Raw genomic sequence first — 15764 nt, forward strand, 5'->3', positions numbered from 1 at the left:
GGGAGGATCGTCGAGGGGAGTGGAAATTACATGCCGGCTTCCTTGGCGAGGATCTTGAAGCGCGCCACGTCTTCCTTCACGCGGTCTTCGAAGGCCTTGCCGAGCAGGGTGAACTCGAAGAGGCCGCGCGCTTCGCGTTCCTTGGCGAACTCCGGCGTGGCGGCGGCCGTTTCGAAGGCCTTTACCCACCAGTCGTAGTCAGCGTCGGACACGTCCTTGCCGACGTAGTAGCCGCGCCAGACCGGCCAGTCGATGTCGTAGCCCTGTTCGCGGGCGGTCGGGACGTCGGCCAGTTCACCGGGCAGGCGCTCGGGCGCCATGACGGCGAGGATGCGGACCTTGCCGGCAACGTGGTGCTTGCCCATTTCGGCCGCGTCACCGGAGCCAACCTTGATATGGCCGCCTTCAAGCGCGGTCAGAACGGCTCCGCCGCCCTCCAGCGCAACGTAACGCATGGTCTTCGGATCCTGGCCGGCAGCCTTGGCAAGCAGCGAGCCCTTCATCCAGTCCTGCGAGCCTACGGCACCGCCGCCACCGATCGGGAACTGCGTGGAGTCTGCCTTGAAGGCCTCGATGAGTTCACCGAGCGTTTTGTAGGGCGAATCGGCGGATACGACGAGAACGCCGTAGTCGGCACCGAGCGCGCCGAGCCAGCGGACCGCATTCTCGTCGTACTGGCCGAACTTGCCCTGGGCAATGAGGAGCGCCGAGCCGGAGGAGGCAGCGGTGATCAGATTGCCGTCAGAGCCGCGCTTGCCGATCACATGGTTATAAGCAACGGCGCCGACGCCGCCTTCCATGTAGGTGACCGCCATCGGCTGCGAGATCTGCTTGGTCTCGAGCAGGGCGTTGGCTGCCAGACGGCAGGTCAGGTCGAAGCCACCGCCGGGCTTCGCGCCGGCAAGGCATTCGGGCTTCGAAGGCTCGGCAGCGGCGGTCGCGGCGAAGGCGGCGACAGCAATCGCTGCGCCGAAAAGGGTCTTGCTGAAATCTCGGATCATGGATGTCTCCCGTTTATCCTGTAGCACCGAAAAGAACCGGAAACGGCGACTGGCCCGCTTTTCGCAAGGCAGCGGCGACAAGGCGCACATCCGTTGGGTTCCCTCCCGGACCGGCTTCCTGCTCTCTCCCTGAAACCGGCAGCGCCAAACTAGGACACGTTCCTGTCACCATCCTGTCAAACTTCCGCCCCACCGGTAAACGCGCGTAAACCGGATACTTGCGAGCCCTCGGGCCACATGCGATCATTGCGCGTGCGCATACTTTTGGTCGAAGATACCCTCGATGTGGGCGAAGCAATTTGCCGGCGCTTCCAGCAGACGGGGCATACCGTCGACTGGGAGACCGACGGAGCGGCTGCGGCCGACATTCTGGCATTCACGGAATACGACCTGGTGATCCTTGATGTCATGCTGCCCGGCATGGACGGGTTTTCCGTCCTACGCGGCCTGCGCCAGTCAAAAAGCAGCGTACCCGTGCTCGTTCTGACGGCCCGTTCCGAGATCGATGACCGGGTCGGCGCCCTCGACCTCGGCGCCGACGACTATCTCGTCAAACCCTTCGACTTCCGCGAACTTGAGGCCCGCGCCCGCGTTTTGATGCGTCGGCGCAGTGGCGGGGAATCGACCAACACGATCGTCTGCGGCGACGTGACGTTGGATCGGACCAATCGCTCCGTCACGGTCGGCAAGCGGGAAGTCCAGCTGAAGCGCCGTGAGATGACGCTGCTGGAAATTCTCGCCTCGCGTCCCGGCAAGGTGTTCAGCAAGGAGGAACTGCTCGACCAGTTGTTCGGCTTCGAGGAGGCGGCCGGCGCCAATGCGATCGAGCTCTATATCGGACGCCTGCGCAAGAAGCTCGAAGGCGCGAAGGCCCGAATCGTGACACTGCGCGGTGTCGGTTACCAACTGGTGTCCGATGACTGAATCAAGAAGCTCGCTGTTCTCGCGCCTCATGCGGCGTGTGGCGATCGTGCTCGGACTGGGCGCGGCCTGCCTGATAACCGCTGCATGGTTCTACGCCCGCGCCGCCGCCGACGAGGCCTATGACCGGCTACTGCTCGGCGCGGCATTCCAGATGTCGGAAAATCTGGTTCTGTCGGACGGCGAACTCGATTTCAACTTGCCGCCCTCCGCGTTCGAACTGCTCGGGCTTGCGCAGCGCGACCGGATTTTCTACCGCATCATCACGCCGACCGGCGAGACGCTGACGGGTTACGGCGACCTTTCACCCGACCTCGATCTTGCCGATAGCCGCGCAGTTCCGCTCTTCGGTCGCATCACCTATCGCGGCGTCGAGGTACGGACCGTCACCACCGCGCGGGCCATTACCTACGGCGAGGGCACCGGCTGGGCGTATGTGATCGTGGCCCAGACCACCGATGCGCGCCGCTCGCTCGCCGCGGAACTGACGACCCGCGCCACCCTGCTCGTCCTCGTCATGAGCCTGCTGGCACTCGTCGGCACGGCACTTGCCGTGCGTCATTCGCTGCGCCCGGTCGACGATCTCGGCGAGGCGCTGCGTCAGCGCGACCCGCAGGACCTAACGCCGCTCGCGCTCGCGGTGCCGCGCGAGCTTTCCCCCTTCGTCACCTCGATCAACCATTTCATCACCCGGCTCGACGAGCGCGTGAAACTCCTGCAGCGCTACGTCGCCGACAGCGCGCACCAGATCCGCACGCCGCTGACGGCGCTGACCTCGCAGGTCAGCCTCATCAACGAGACAAAGCTGGCCCCGGAGGACCGGCGGCACTTGGAACGCGTGCGCGACCGCACCGCCGAACTCGCCCGCTTCACCAACCAGTTGCTGAACCATGCGATGGTGATCCACAGGATCGATTCGACCCATCTCGTACCGGTGTCGCTGAACGAGGTGGCGCGCCTCGCCTTCCGCGCTGCCGTGCCGATCACCGTCGATCCGGATATCGTCGTTTCCTTCGAGGCGGCCGAACCGGACGCCTCGGTGCTGGGCGACTCGCTGAGCCTTAGGGAGGCTATCGTCAACATCATCGACAACGCGCTGCGCCACGGCGCAAAAGCCCGGCTCGACGTGCGCGTGACCCGCACCGAGACCCACGGTCTCGTCGAGGTGCGCGACGACGGCCCCGGCATCCCCGCCGCCGAGTGGAGCAACGTGACACGGCGCTTCTATTCCAGTCGCTCCGACAAGGGCGCATCCGGCCTCGGCTTCGCCATCGCAGCGGAAGTTGCGGCCACGCTCAAAGGACGGATCGGCTTTCGCGAGAAGACCGACGACCAGCTCTTCTGCGTCTACATCGAGCTTCCCTTGCTGGAGGAGAGCCCATGAGAACAACGCCGATCTATCTTGCCTTGACGCTCTGCCTCCTTCCCTCCCTCACCCAAGCGCTTGAAGGCGATCGGGAGATATTCTCGGCAAAGGGCGAGGAGACAGCCCGCCTCGTGGTACATGCAGCAACCGATCTGGAGGCCATGCGCCCGCTGATCGAGGATTTTCAGACGAAGGAACCGGGTGTGACCGTGGAATTCGTCGACTACGTCACCAACGACCTGTTCCGCGAGGCGCAGGACGCCTGCGCCGGCAGGGCGCGCGGCGGCGACATCCTGCTGTCGTCCTCCGTCGACCAGCTGGTGCGGCTCGCGAACGACGGCTGCGCCCAGCCGCACACCTCGCGCGAGACGCAGACCACGTCGAGCTGGGCGAACTGGCGGGACGAAATCTTCGGCTTCACCTTCGAGCCGGTCGTCTTCGTCTACGACCGTCGATCCGTGCCGCCGGAAGATGTGCCCCAGAGCCACGAGGCGCTCGCCGACCTTCTGCGGCGCAAGCCCGAGGTCTATAGCGGCCGCATCGGCACCTATGACATCGAGGCCTCCGGCGTCGGCTATCTCCTCGCCTTCAACGATTCGCGGCAGGCGCCAACCGCCTATGGCCGGCTGATCGAAAGCCTGAGCCGAATCGATACGGTAATTCGCTGCTGCAACAACGAGGTGCTGGGCGAACTCGCCGCCGGCCGCGTTCGCCTCGCCTACAACGTGCTCGGCTCCTATGCCTACGGCGCGGCGCTCAAGAACCCCGATTTCGGCATCGTTCTGCCGGAGGATTACACCTTGGTGCTGTCGCGCGGCGCGATGATCCCCTCGACGGCTCCTAACCCTCTGCTCGGCAAGATCTTCTTGGATTACCTGCTCTCGCCGCGGGGCCGCCAGCTGGCGCGCGAAAAATCCTTCTTCTTTGCCGAGGGGCTGGCGCTGCCCAAAGGCGTCGAAGGCCCCCCGTCCCTGATGGAGTCAGGCATCGGCCGCCCCATCCGCATCGGCCCCGCGCTGTTGGCGGCGCAAGACGAGATCCAGCGGAGGCAGTTTATCGAGGACTGGAAGGGATTGATTGGGCGGTAACCGGTCTGGCGGCGAAGTAGCGTTAAAGTGGCTGGGCGATATCGCCGAATATAGTTTGAGTGCAAAACAAATCAGCCCAAAAAACATAGCTGAATGTCGCAATTGACTTTCAAACACGCGTCAAGAAACTGCGTCTCTTGAAAAGAGCGGATCTTGAAGCGGTACTCGATCACAATGTATTAGATCATGATACGCCTCACCGCCTCGATGCCGCATTCCAGTACATAGATGACGATGGCGAGGATAGAGGCAAAATATGAGCAGAGGGACACGCCCTCAGTGTCGATGATGGCCAATAAAGAGTGCGCCCCGAAAAACAAAGGCACAAACTGCAAAAACTGCCCACCTGTATTCATCAATGCTTTCAGATCGAGATTTTTTCTCCCAGCCAATCAATTTCAATTTAGATTTAATTATAGAAAATATTAGATAAACATATCGGGAAAAACAGTCCAGAATACCCACCAAGGATCATGACGATCATGGGTAAATTGGCAACAATCATCCACCGAAACAGAGTTTTCTTCATGCACGTATATTCTTTATAACGAGCGGGCGAATTAACGTGCTTTGAGGAGAATTTAACTTCCCGCCTTACCGAAAAACAACATCCAAGAGTAGTTTCTGTCGCGTTGCAAAGGGTTGACACAAAGCTTGAGATACAAGCCGCCAAAGCCAACTCATCTAGCCGGTTACAAAATCATCGGACACCGATATCTCCACCGACCTCGCCGATATATAAAAATCGCTGAACTGAATATCCTCTAACGTGCCTTCATTTGGGAGATCGCCCCAGCAGTCGAAATTCATATAAAACATGTCATCTGCCTGAAAAAAGGACACCCCGAACGAAACGACGGCCATGCTCGTTTTAGTTGGCTGAAAAAGCTTGTATTCTCCAACATCCGAAAAGAGAATTGTACACCGTTTGCGCCGATGCTGGTCGTCTTGATCGTCTTGGCAAATAAACACGACAGATACAGTTCCGGAAGGTGACGACGCGTAGTCAATACGGATGCTTTCCAGGACGGAATCATTGAAGAAATCAAACCTGTAAAGAACATCGTTGATCAAACGGGAAATCGAGTTAGCCGGTTTACGAAGTTTTGGGTATCTCATCACTCTCTCGGCATGACGCAGCGGGACAAGCGTCCTCGGAAACCAATTCGGTGGCAGCGAGCATAAATGAGTTTTGAACCTCGCCATAGATTTTTCGACACTCTTCTTTCGGAATGGATCGAACGGGTACCGAATGAGCTTGACGTCGATGCCGTCGGCCTGTGGCAGATCGTGGGTTCTGGGCGAGACGGCTTCTCGTTGCAGGGAAAGGAGTTAGCGGACTTCGTAAACGGCTGTGTTCTCGCTTTGCTACGCAATGGCGCGGTCCCTGTGCGACCCAGCGCACAACCGAATGAGTTTTGGCGAAGGGACATTCGCTACGAAGGCTGCGATGAAGAGATTGCCCTCTCAATCGTCAACGAGTGGACCATGTCGGGCAGCGACCCGGATCATGACGGACTGTGGTTTTTTCGCTTCCATTCCGCAGGAATGCAATACCGACGTCAATTGACAATTAAACAAGATCAGAAAACAGAAATGGTGGGCCCGGAGGGACTCGAACCCCCAACCAAGCGGTTATGAGCCGCCGGCTCTAACCATTGAGCTACAGGCCCCGGCCGGCATTGCGCGGCGGTGACGGACAATGGTAACCCGTCGCGGACACGCTCTAACCGAATTCTTAGGCAGCGACAAGCCGTTGCCGTATTCGCTACACAATCGATCGCCAAGACTGCGCCATCATCAAGCCGGAGGACATCCCGAATGAAGACTACCCTGAACGCCACTCTCGCGGCTGCGGCCCTGTTCGGCCTAACCGCGGCGGCAGCGCCAGCCTTGGCGGAGACGCCGCGCGAGGCGACGGTGATCGTCTCCGGCGAAGGCGAAGCGACGCTGACCCCCGACATGGCGATCCTCACCATGGCCGTTGTACGCGAGGCCGAGACGGCCGCGGATGCGCTCTCGGCCAACAACGAGGCGATGGCGGCCGTGCTTGCCGACCTCAAACAGGCGGGTGTCGAAGAGCGCGACGTGCAGACGAGCGGCTTTTCCGTCAGCCCGCGCTACCGTCAGGATCCCTCGACCGACGGCGGCTACGAGGCGCCCGAGATCGCCGGCTACCAGGTGAGCAATTCGGTAACCGTCCGTGTGCGCGACCTCACCGCGCTCGGCGGCATCATTGACCGGTCGGTGAAGCTCGGCGTCAATGACGGGGGCAATATCGCACTCACCAACGACAATCCGGATGCAGCGGTCGCCGAAGCCCGCAAGGAAGCCGTCGCCGATGCCGCCGCCAAGGCAAAGGCGCTGACGGACGCCGCCGGCGTCAAGCTCGGCCGGATCATCGAGATCAACGAGAATTTCGCCCGACCGATGCCGCAGCCGATCTATCGGGCCGCGATGGCCAAGGAGATGAGCGACGCGTCGGTTCCGATCGCGAGCGGCGAAAACAGCTACACTGTCACGGTCAACATCACATACGCCATCGAGCAGTAGACAAGACGGCACTATAGACAAAAGCCGCTCCGGCCGATTGGCGGGAGCGGCTTTTTCATGGGCGTTACCCGGATCAGCGGCGGATCAGCGGGCAGCCGTGACGATTGGCGAACACCATCCGGTCGAAGCGGTGATGCCGGTGGCCAGCCACGACCACTTTATAACGCGAGACGTGCTCCACATGCGCACGGCGCAGGCCGTTCCAGCGGGCCTTCTCGACCGCCATCATCGGCCGGCAACCGCGCTCGCGGTCGCCGTGCCATCCATGGTGTCCGCCGGGGCGACCCGGTCCGCCGATGTGGAAGCTGAAGCCGGGGGCATCGTAGTAGTATCCGCGTCCGCTGGCACTAGCCGTGGTGGCGAATGCGGTCAGCGACATCAGGGCGCCCAGCATGGCTGCGCCGATCTTGATCAAGGTCTTCGTCATGGCTGCTCTCCTCAGGTTCGATCTCCCGCGTCCGTGGCGGTGACAGGGACCCTAGGACAGGCCGGCTGAACGCCCGCGTAACCCTCCATTCAGCCAGGGTTCATTGTAAACGAGATCAGCCGGAAAGATGCAGCACCACCTCGCGCCGGTGCGGCCGGTCGCGATGCTCGAAGAGATAGATCCCCTGCCAGGTTCCGAGGAGCAGCCGGCCACTTGAGACGGGAATCCCGAGCGACACCTGCGTCAGCGCGGCCTTGATGTGGGCCGGCATGTCGTCCGCCCCCTCGTCCCGGTGCACGAGATAGGACATGGTGGGATCCGTTGCCGGCGGCACCAGCCGCGCAAAGAAGGCTTTCAAATCGCGCTGCACGTCCGGATCGGCGTTTTCCTGGATGATCAGCGAGCAAGAGGTGTGGCGCACAAAGACGGTCAAGAGCCCCTCGCCCCGCCCGGTCCTTTCAACGAAGTCGGAAGCGGCGGAGGTGAATTCGTAAAGTCCCTGCCCCCGGGTATCGATCGTCAATTTCGTCTGCGGCATGCGCGTCTATCCCTTTCGCGCAAGGCCGGTGGCAACCGGTTGGCATAGCCTTGCGGTAAAAAGGATAGTGCACGTCGGGGGCTGAGACCATGCTCAACAGACCACGTCAGTCGCTCAACCGCTGGGGCACGGGCGCCAACCGGTATTGCGACCAGAAAAATGCGTTCGCGGCATCCTGGTCGGCCGACAGGTTCGTCGCCTCCACGATCTTGCCGTCCTCGATTCGGTAGATCAGCGCCCAGGTGGTATTAACGTTTGAAGCGCCCTCGACGGTCGAATAGCCTTTGTGGACATCGACGACATACGCGTCATCCGCGCCAAAATAGATCGGCTCCGCCTTGAAGCCGGAAACGGCAAGCTGGCCGAAGAAGGCCAACACCTCGTCACGTCCCTTAAGCGTACCGGAGAGTGGATGGCGACCGGGGATATGCCAGCGAACATCCTCGGCCATCACGGCGGCGATCGCGCCCAGATCGTTTGCCGCATAGGCGGCAAAGAAGTTCTGGACGACCTTTATATTGTCCTCCGGCGTTTGCGCCATGGCTATCTCTCCTTGCAAAAGGCAGGCAACTGCAACAATTGAAAACAGGCAATTTTTCATCTCGGTTTCCTTGATGGTTCAGGAATTGAGCGATGACGTCGGCGTAAGCTAACCTTATGGGCTCGCACGAAAGTCGAAGGCGATTGCGACATGGCCTCGCGCCGAAGCTTCGCGTGCATAGGGGCCGGTATTCTGTTGCGTGAATGTCGTCCGCGCGGCCATCACAATAATGGTTGGAAATGCCGCCACCGCGTTGTCGAGCATGGAGGACGCCTCCAAACCACATCATGGCTTAAGACCTGCACGCGGCGGAAGATGCCTCCTTTGTGTATTGGTGTGTTCTGTAAACTCATGTGCGCCGCAACCATGATGAGTTTAACGAACCACCCGCTCCGTGATTGCAACGCAGCAAACGCTAAAACGAGCACTCGCATCCCGATAGCCCCCTAAAGGCCAACTCTTTCGTGTATGAAATCGAACGATCGGGCCATGGGAGGACAGTTTTGCGATTGCCACTCATCACACTAGAAGTTTTCCTCGCTATCGCGCGCCACGGCAGTTTGCGTGCCGCCGCTGCCGCGCTTGGACTAAAGCCGTCCACGATCAGCCATCAACTCAAATCCTTGGAGGACCAGCTGGAGACAACGCTGTTCATCCGGTCGACACGGGCTTTGAGCTTGACGGAGGCGGGACGCGCGCTTCTCCGGGGCTCCGACCCCGCCTTTCAACAGCTGGCCGTAGCTGTGGAGACTGCTCGCAACACGGGCCGCTCAGCCCGCGGCACCTTAAAACTGACGATGCCTGATTTCGTCTATCACCTGGTCGTGGGCCCTGCGTTGAAATCATTTTCGGCGGCGTATCCGGACATAAAGCTCGAGCTCTCGGTAACGGATGCCTTTTCCGACATCCTTGGGGAGGAACTGCATGCGGGTTTTAGACTGGGCGACAGGATTGCCCCAGATATGGTGGCTGTTCGACTGACCCCGCCATTGAAGCTGGCCGTCCTGGGGAGCCCGGCTTACTTTTCAGCCCACGGGTTGCCGTCTGCGCCCACGGATCTGCTGGGGCACAACTGTATCCGGTATCGCTTTCAGACGTCGGGAAGAATCTACCCTTGGTCGTTTATCGGTGAAGAAGGAGAATATTGTGTCCAAGTCGACGGCACGTTCACCGTCAACACCCTTCCGTCCGTGATCGATCTCGCTGTGAACGGGCTCGGCCTAGCCTATACCTTCAGGGATTTTGCCATACGGGAACTGGAGTCCGCGGCGCTTGTGTCCGTGCTGGAGCCACAAGCTCTTACCGTGCCTGGACTTCACATGTATTTCCCTGGCGAATATCGCAGCATGGTGCCGTTGCGGTTGTTCCTCGATCACCTGAAGGCGCAAACGGCTTTCGGCGGCTTTGACCACGGCACCGATTGAAGGCTATGGCCACTGGCAAATCTGCCCATCCGCTGTCTCGTGCACACCCATTCCGCTTATCCTTCATATCGGTTAGTGTCGCGGCGCAATTGCGATAAGGGAAGGAAAAGGCGTGGCCAGCGAAACCAATCTGATTGACGTTCTTGCGGAACAGGAAACCCGTCTCGTCTTCCCCGCTTTCGATGAAACTGTGGCCTTGGCGGTCGGGCTCGAGCTCGTGGACATCGCGAAAGCGGAAAAGGCACCCGTCGTCATCAACATCCGCACCCCGAACCGCACCCTCTTTCATGCCGCCATGCCGGGCTCGGCGCCGGATAACGATGTCTGGGCCCGTCGCAAGAGCAATGTCACGCTGCGCCTGCACAAGGCGTCGATGTGGGTCGGCGAGAACAACCGGCTGAAGGGCCGCACGCTCGGCCCGGACCATGGCTTCGATCCGATGGACTACGCCGATCACGGCGGCAGTTTTCCGATCCGCGTGAAGGGTACCGGCGTCGTGGCGGCCGTCACCGTCTCAGGCCTGCCATCGGCCGACGACCACGCGATGATCATCAAGGCGCTGGAAGCCCAGCTTTCAACTCGCTGATTTCGATCACGTACACGGAAAGGCCCATGTTTCTCACCAACCAGGACCTCGTCTCGCTGATCGATCTCAGGCACGAGCTGCACCGGTTTCCCGAAGTGTCCGGTGACGAGCGGGAGACGGCCGCCCGCGTCGTGACGTTTCTGAAACCGCTCTCGCCCGCCCGTATTTTGACGGACCTTGGAGGCCACGGCGTGGCGGCCGTGTTCGATAGCGGCTCACCCGGCCCCACGCTTCTGTTCCGCTCGGAGCTCGATGCGCTGCCGATCGAGGAACTGTCGGACGCGCCGCACCGCTCCACCATCGCCGGCAAAGGTCACCTTTGCGGCCATGACGGCCACAGCACGATCCTCACCGCCATGGCGATCGGCCTTTCCCGCCAGCCACCGAAGCGTGGCCGTGTCGTTCTGCTGTTCCAACCGGCGGAGGAAAACGGCGCGGGTGCCGCGGCCGTGATCGCCGATCCGCGTTTTAGCGAGATCGTTCCGGATTTCGCCTTCTCGCTCCACAACATGCCCGGCCTGCCGCTCGGCCACGTGGCGCTGACGGATGGCCCGGTCAACTGCGCCTCGCGTGGCATGCGCATCCGGCTGACCGGAAAGACCTCGCATGCGTCGGAGCCGGAAAAGGGCGTCTCCCCCATGCAGGCCGTCGCGCGCCTGATGCCGGCTCTTGCCGCTCTCTCCCACTCCAGGCCGCCCGCGCCCGACTTCCTACTGGTGACGATCACCCACGCCGAACTCGGAGAACCGGCCTTCGGCATTTCGCCCGGCGCGGCGGAGATCTGGGCGACGCTGCGCACACTGACGGACGACCGTATGGATGCGCTGATCGAAGCCGCCGAGATCCTCGTCCACGACGCTGCACGCAAGGATGGTCTGCAGGTCGAGATCGGTTACGAAGACGTCTTCCACCACTGCGAGAACGCACCGGAAGCCGTGGCGCATCTCGAACGTGCGCTCGCGACGGAAGGAATACCGTTTGGTCCGGGAGACCTGCCGATGCGGGCATCAGAAGACTTCGGCCGGTTCCGCCAGCATGCGCCGACGGCGATGTTTTTCCTCGGCGCCGGTGAACGTCACCCGGCCCTCCACAATCCCGACTACGATTTTCCCGACGACCTGATTTCAACAGGATCACGAGTCTTCATGCGGGTCGTACGCGATATCCTGGGCTGACGACCGGTCCGGTCAGAAGCTCGGAAAACCGCGCCGCGCCCATTCGCTGCGCGGTATGGAAGGGCCGACGTGAAACGCAAACGACAGGACGCGGGTGGCATCCTGATCGACCTCGCAGCGGAAGCTCAGGTCGTGCCACTCGCCCTCTGCCCGGAAGGCCGCACGACGGATTTCGTAGATTGTGCCCTCGCCGAGCCGGTGTGACGGCAGGAGGTCCGGCCGGTAGCGCGGCGTTGAATTCAGGAGCTGCGCGCGGAGCTCCGTTAGGCAAAGCTGATCCGCTCTGACACCCCGCGGTAGGTTGCCCATGGCGGTCATGGCGATCGGATCCTCGCTGACGCGGGTCGAGAACAACCGCTCGGCTCGGTCAAGTGGCGGGTCGTCCGCCGTCGCCTCAGAAGCGTCCGGCTCCGCCTGACCCGTTGCGTCCGATTGCGACGGATCAGGCACGCTTTCTGCGGGCGCCGCCAAACCTGCGTCGGCCTGTCCGCCTTCCGCCGTCAGCAAAGCGAGATCGGTCCGCAACGGCTCTTCCGGCAACGGCTCCTCGGCGTCCGCGTCCTGTGTCTCTGGCTCGACCTCGGCTTCCTCTAGCGTTTCAGCCTCCGGTTTGGCCGCCTCTTCGACCGCCGTTCCGTCAAGCGCCTCACGCCCGCCCTGATCCCGCTCCCCAAACTGCACCACCGGCCTCAACCTCGGAAGAGGAACGCGCGCTGGCGGTGGCGGCTCCTCCAGTGACTCTGCCTGCTGCTGCTCGGTTGGCGATGGAGGCGGAGGCGGTTCTTCCGGCTCGGCCGCCTGCTCTTCCTGCGGCTGTTCTTCCTCCGTCTGTTCCTCCGGCGCCAGCGGTTCTTCCGCCTCCGGTTCCGGTGGTGGCACGAGGGTCACGGCGACTTCGGTCTCCTCCGGCGCAGCCTGCGGCCAGGAGATCGGCACGATCATCACCAGCACGAACAGAGCGTGCAGCGCCAGCGAGCCGGCGATTCCCCATCGCAGGTTCCGCCGCCAGGTGATTTCACTATCGTCCGCCTTCGACAAGAAGCGCCTTTCCGGGAATTGCCTTCGCTACCGCATATAGTGTGCCGCCGACACCGTAGAAACATCTTTTCGGCAGACATGCGGCAGTTCACTACCATGACAGCATTCCGTGCGGCGAATTCCCGGTTGAAATTTTCGCGAGGCGGCATCTGTCGAGAAAGCCATTCGCCGACAGCCAGCTGAAAACCTGTCAGGATCGCGCCAACTCAGATGATTTTCAGGGAGACACGCCATGAGCCTTCGCATCAACCAGACCGCTCCGGACTTCACCGCCGAGACCACCCAGGGCACGATCAGCTTTCACGAGTGGATCGGCGACAACTGGGCCGTTCTCTTCTCACACCCGAAGAACTTCACTCCGGTCTGCACCACCGAACTCGGCACCATGGCCGGCCTTGAAGGCGAATTCCGCAAACGCGGCGTCAAGATCGTCGGCATCTCCGTCGATCCGGTCGAAAGCCATGGCAAGTGGAAGCAGGATATCCGCACCGCCACAGGCTTCGACGTCGAATATCCGCTGATCGGCGACAAGGACCTGAAGGTTGCCAAGCTCTATGACATGCTGCCGGAAGATGCCGGCTCAAGCTCAGAGGGCCGCACGCCGGCCGACAACGCCACCGTGCGATCGGTCTATGTGATCGGCCCGGACAAGAAGATCAAACTGATCCTCACCTACCCGATGACGACCGGCCGCAACTTCGATGAAATCCTGCGCGCGATCGACTCGATCCAGCTGACGGCGAAGCACCAGGTGGCGACCCCCGCCAACTGGAAGCAGGGCGACGATGTCATCATCACCGCCGCCGTTTCCAACGAGGATGCCATCACGCGCTTCGGCTCCTTCGACACGGTGCTGCCGTATCTCAGGAAGACGAAGCAGCCGACGGCTTGAGGCTAATTCGTCCAACAAAAAACCCGGCGCAAACGCCGGGTTTTTTATTACGTAAAGCAGGTTTGCATCAGCTATCCAGGAACGAGCGCAGCTTGCGGCTGCGGCTCGGGTGCTTCAGCTTCCGAAGCGCCTTCGCCTCGATCTGGCGGATACGTTCGCGCGTGACCGAGAACTGCTGGCCGACTTCTTCCAGCGTATGGTCGGTGTTCATGCCGATGCCGAAGCGCATGCGCAGCACGCGTTCTTCGCGCGGCGTCAGCGAAGCGAGGACGCGAGTGGTGGTCTCGCGCAGGTTCGCCTGGATGGCGGCGTCGATCGGTAGCAGCGCGTTCTTGTCCTCGATGAAATCGCCGAGATGCGAATCCTCTTCGTCACCAACAGGGGTTTCGAGCGAGATCGGCTCCTTGGCGATCTTCAGGACCTTGCGGACCTTTTCGAGCGGCATGGCGAGCTTTTCGGCCAGTTCTTCCGGGGTCGGCTCACGGCCGATCTCGTGCAGCATCTGGCGCGAGGTACGCACGATCTTGTTGATCGTCTCGATCATGTGCACCGGAATACGGATGGTGCGGGCCTGGTCGGCGATCGAGCGGGTGATCGCCTGACGGATCCACCAGGTTGCATAGGTCGAGAACTTGTAGCCGCGGCGATACTCGAACTTGTCGACCGCCTTCATCAGGCCGATATTGCCTTCCTGAATGAGATCGAGGAACTGCAAGCCGCGGTTGGTGTACTTCTTGGCGATCGAAATCACAAGACGCAGGTTCGCCTCGACCATTTCCTTCTTGGCGATACGCGCCTCGCGCTCGCCCTTCTGCACCATCGAGACGATGCGGCGGAATTCGGTGATCGAAATGCCGGTTTCCTGGGCGAGATTCTGGATCTCGCCGCGGATGTCGCGGATCGTCTGGTTTTCTTCCTTGGCGAATTCCTTCCAGCCGCGGGCGGCAAGGTTGGAGATCGACTTCATCCAGTTTGGATCGAGCTCGGCGCCCTGGTACTGCTCCAGGAAAGAGTCACGCTTCACGCCATAGGATTCGGCGAGACGCAGAAGGCGTCCCTCGTTCTGCATCAGCCGCTTGGAGATGTCGTAGAGCTGCTCGACGAGCGAGTCGACGCGGTTCTGGTTGAGCGACAGCGACTTTACCGCGGTGATGAGCTGGTCCTTCAGTTCCTTGTAGCGTCGCTCCTGACCGGAAGACAACGTGCCGGCACAGGCCAGACGTGCCTCCACCTGCTGGTCCTGCAGCTTGCGCAGCTTCTTGTAGGTGTCGGCGATGGTGTCGAGGGTCTCCATGACCTGCGGGCGAAGCTCCGCTTCCATGGCGGCGAGCGACAGGTTGCTCTCGTCCTCGTCCTCTTCCTCCTCTTCCGGAGGAGCGCCATCGCCGCCGACATCGGTGATGTCGTCGTCGCTGGACGAAGCGCGGCTCCGGCGAGCCTTTTCCTTTTCCTCGGCGGCCTTGCGGTCGGCCTCGATCTTCTCCGGGCTCTGGAACTGCGGAGCAGCCTTCGCTTCGGGACCCGAATAGGTCGTTTCGAGATCGATGATCTCGCGCAGCAGCGTCGTGCCTTCGTTGAGCTCGTCACGCCAGATGATCAGCGCCTGGAAGGTCAGCGGGCTCTCGCAGAGCCCGGCGATCATCGTTTCGCGGCCGGCCTCGATGCGCTTCGCGATCGCGATTTCGCCCTCGCGCGACAGCAGCTCGACCGAACCCATTTCGCGCAGGTACATGCGCACCGGGTCGTCGGTACGGTCCGTCGGCTCCTTCTTCTTGGTGGTCGCGAGCGCGCCGCCGGTGGAAGTAGCCAGTTCGCCGCCTTCGCTTTCGGTATCGTCGGCGTCATCGCTGTCTTCGGCGGCAGCTTCTTCCGCCTCCTCGTCCTCGATGACGTTGATGCCCATGTCGGAGAGCATGGCCATGGTGTCCTCGATCTGCTCGGAGGTTACTTCCTCCGACGGCAACACCGAATTCAGCTCATCCATGGTCACGTAGCCGCGCTTCTTGGCGGCCTTGATCATCTTCTTGACAGCATCATCCGAAAGGTCGAGAAGCGGACCATCCGTAGCGCCGTCGCGTTCGCCGTCTGCTTCTTCGTTTTCTTTGACTTTCGTTGCCATCTATCTCGTCGCTTTCCCTGACGCGTATCCATGCCATGTTCTTCGGTGAGACGTTACGGGACGATAAGCCCGCCACGAATCCCGCCCATGACCTA

The 15764-nt window shown here is 61.3% G+C and carries 16 protein-coding genes and 1 tRNA gene; 8 read left to right on the forward strand and 9 right to left on the reverse strand.

Annotation, left to right across the window (positions count from 1 at the left end):
- Nucleotides 1-26: 26 nt before the first annotated feature.
- Nucleotides 27-1001: a tripartite tricarboxylate transporter substrate-binding protein gene (locus J5J09_RS14275; protein WP_208551551.1), complete on the reverse strand. Its 975-nt coding sequence runs from the start codon at nucleotides 999-1001 to the stop codon at nucleotides 27-29.
- A 252-nt stretch (nucleotides 1002-1253) separates the two neighbouring features.
- Here J5J09_RS14275 and J5J09_RS14280 point away from each other — a divergent pair, with 252 nt between their 5' ends.
- From J5J09_RS14280 to J5J09_RS14290, 3 genes are read left to right on the forward strand one after another with little or no spacing between them, the layout of a single operon-like run.
- Nucleotides 1254-1925, forward strand: coding sequence for a response regulator transcription factor (locus J5J09_RS14280; protein ID WP_208551552.1), 672 nt, complete (start codon nucleotides 1254-1256; stop codon nucleotides 1923-1925).
- Nucleotides 1918-3306 (forward strand): sensor histidine kinase, encoded by a 1389-nt coding sequence (locus J5J09_RS14285; RefSeq protein WP_208551553.1) that lies wholly within the window; start codon nucleotides 1918-1920, stop codon nucleotides 3304-3306. The genes J5J09_RS14280 and J5J09_RS14285 overlap by 8 nt, the downstream gene beginning before the upstream one ends.
- Nucleotides 3303-4376: an ABC transporter substrate-binding protein gene (locus J5J09_RS14290; protein ID WP_208551554.1), complete on the forward strand. Its 1074-nt coding sequence runs from the start codon at nucleotides 3303-3305 to the stop codon at nucleotides 4374-4376. Before J5J09_RS14285 ends, J5J09_RS14290 begins: the two co-directional genes overlap by 4 nt.
- Before the next feature lie 684 nt (nucleotides 4377-5060).
- Here J5J09_RS14290 and J5J09_RS14295 read toward each other — a convergent pair.
- Together J5J09_RS14295 and J5J09_RS14300 are read right to left on the reverse strand one after the other, a co-directional pair.
- Nucleotides 5061-5495: a hypothetical protein gene (locus J5J09_RS14295; protein WP_208551555.1), complete on the reverse strand. Its 435-nt coding sequence runs from the start codon at nucleotides 5493-5495 to the stop codon at nucleotides 5061-5063.
- A 478-nt stretch (nucleotides 5496-5973) separates the two neighbouring features.
- Nucleotides 5974-6049: transfer RNA gene (locus tag J5J09_RS14300), tRNA-Ile, on the reverse strand.
- Nucleotides 6050-6197: 148 nt separating this feature from the next.
- On the opposite strand from J5J09_RS14300, the gene J5J09_RS14305 reads away from it, so the two are divergent.
- On the forward strand, nucleotides 6198-6929 hold the full coding sequence (locus J5J09_RS14305; RefSeq protein WP_208551556.1) for an SIMPL domain-containing protein: 732 nt from the start codon (nucleotides 6198-6200) through the stop codon (nucleotides 6927-6929).
- Between the two features lie 73 nt (nucleotides 6930-7002).
- Here the strand turns inward: J5J09_RS14305 and J5J09_RS14310 are convergent, their stop codons facing one another.
- The 4 genes from J5J09_RS14310 to J5J09_RS14325 all read right to left on the reverse strand — a co-directional run bounded on the left by J5J09_RS14310 (nucleotide 7003) and on the right by J5J09_RS14325 (nucleotide 8699).
- Entirely contained in the window at nucleotides 7003-7356 is a 354-nt protein-coding gene (locus tag J5J09_RS14310) for a hypothetical protein (protein ID WP_208551557.1), read from the reverse strand.
- Nucleotides 7357-7471: 115 nt separating this feature from the next.
- A complete protein-coding gene (locus J5J09_RS14315; RefSeq protein ID WP_208551558.1) occupies nucleotides 7472-7894 on the reverse strand; it encodes a secondary thiamine-phosphate synthase enzyme YjbQ in 423 nt (140 codons plus the stop codon).
- 106 nt (nucleotides 7895-8000) lie between these two features.
- Entirely contained in the window at nucleotides 8001-8435 is a 435-nt protein-coding gene (locus J5J09_RS14320; protein WP_208551559.1) for a nuclear transport factor 2 family protein, read from the reverse strand.
- Between the two features lie 114 nt (nucleotides 8436-8549).
- On the reverse strand, nucleotides 8550-8699 hold the full coding sequence (locus J5J09_RS14325) for a hypothetical protein (RefSeq protein ID WP_208551560.1): 150 nt from the start codon (nucleotides 8697-8699) through the stop codon (nucleotides 8550-8552).
- Between the two features lie 245 nt (nucleotides 8700-8944).
- On the opposite strand from J5J09_RS14325, the gene J5J09_RS14330 reads away from it, so the two are divergent.
- From J5J09_RS14330 to J5J09_RS14340, 3 genes are all read left to right on the forward strand, one after another.
- On the forward strand, nucleotides 8945-9859 hold the full coding sequence (locus J5J09_RS14330; protein WP_208551561.1) for a LysR family transcriptional regulator: 915 nt from the start codon (nucleotides 8945-8947) through the stop codon (nucleotides 9857-9859).
- A 112-nt stretch (nucleotides 9860-9971) separates the two neighbouring features.
- Nucleotides 9972-10445 (forward strand): heme-degrading domain-containing protein, encoded by a 474-nt coding sequence (locus tag J5J09_RS14335; protein WP_208551562.1) that lies wholly within the window; start codon nucleotides 9972-9974, stop codon nucleotides 10443-10445.
- 26 nt (nucleotides 10446-10471) lie between these two features.
- Complete coding sequence (locus J5J09_RS14340) at nucleotides 10472-11620, forward strand: amidohydrolase (RefSeq protein ID WP_208551563.1); 1149 nt, start codon at nucleotides 10472-10474, stop codon at nucleotides 11618-11620.
- Nucleotides 11621-11632: 12 nt separating this feature from the next.
- On the opposite strand, the gene J5J09_RS14345 is transcribed toward J5J09_RS14340, so the two are convergent.
- Nucleotides 11633-12658, reverse strand: a complete 1026-nt coding sequence (locus J5J09_RS14345; protein WP_208551564.1) for a DUF930 domain-containing protein — start codon at nucleotides 12656-12658, stop codon at nucleotides 11633-11635.
- A gap of 232 nt (nucleotides 12659-12890) precedes the next feature.
- Between J5J09_RS14345 and J5J09_RS14350 the strand changes: the two genes are divergently transcribed.
- Nucleotides 12891-13550, forward strand: a complete 660-nt coding sequence (locus tag J5J09_RS14350) for a peroxiredoxin (RefSeq protein ID WP_208551565.1) — start codon at nucleotides 12891-12893, stop codon at nucleotides 13548-13550.
- 67 nt (nucleotides 13551-13617) lie between these two features.
- Here J5J09_RS14350 and rpoD read toward each other — a convergent pair whose 3' ends face one another.
- A complete protein-coding gene (gene rpoD / locus J5J09_RS14355; protein WP_208551566.1) occupies nucleotides 13618-15669 on the reverse strand; it encodes an RNA polymerase sigma factor RpoD in 2052 nt (683 codons plus the stop codon).
- Nucleotides 15670-15764: the final 95 nt, after the last annotated feature.

The sequence above is a fragment of the Ciceribacter sp. L1K22 genome (assembly GCF_017599385.1).
Classification (GTDB): Bacteria; Pseudomonadota; Alphaproteobacteria; order Rhizobiales; family Rhizobiaceae; genus Allorhizobium.

Coding starts and splice junctions, on each gene's coding strand:
- J5J09_RS14275 (WP_208551551.1), bottom strand. CDS start 1,001: ATGATCCGAGATTTCAGCAAGACCCTTTTCGGCGCAGCGATTGCTGTC.
- J5J09_RS14285 (WP_208551553.1), top strand. CDS start 1,918: ATGACTGAATCAAGAAGCTCGCTGTTCTCGCGCCTCATGCGGCGTGTG.
- J5J09_RS14290 (WP_208551554.1), top strand. CDS start 3,303: ATGAGAACAACGCCGATCTATCTTGCCTTGACGCTCTGCCTCCTTCCC.
- J5J09_RS14295 (WP_208551555.1), bottom strand. CDS start 5,495: ATGAGATACCCAAAACTTCGTAAACCGGCTAACTCGATTTCCCGTTTG.
- J5J09_RS14305 (WP_208551556.1), top strand. CDS start 6,198: ATGAAGACTACCCTGAACGCCACTCTCGCGGCTGCGGCCCTGTTCGGC.
- J5J09_RS14310 (WP_208551557.1), bottom strand. CDS start 7,356: ATGACGAAGACCTTGATCAAGATCGGCGCAGCCATGCTGGGCGCCCTG.
- J5J09_RS14315 (WP_208551558.1), bottom strand. CDS start 7,894: ATGCCGCAGACGAAATTGACGATCGATACCCGGGGGCAGGGACTTTAC.
- J5J09_RS14320 (WP_208551559.1), bottom strand. CDS start 8,435: ATGGCGCAAACGCCGGAGGACAATATAAAGGTCGTCCAGAACTTCTTT.
- J5J09_RS14325 (WP_208551560.1), bottom strand. CDS start 8,699: ATGCTCGACAACGCGGTGGCGGCATTTCCAACCATTATTGTGATGGCC.
- J5J09_RS14340 (WP_208551563.1), top strand. CDS start 10,472: ATGTTTCTCACCAACCAGGACCTCGTCTCGCTGATCGATCTCAGGCAC.
- J5J09_RS14350 (WP_208551565.1), top strand. CDS start 12,891: ATGAGCCTTCGCATCAACCAGACCGCTCCGGACTTCACCGCCGAGACC.
- rpoD (WP_208551566.1), bottom strand. CDS start 15,669: ATGGCAACGAAAGTCAAAGAAAACGAAGAAGCAGACGGCGAACGCGAC.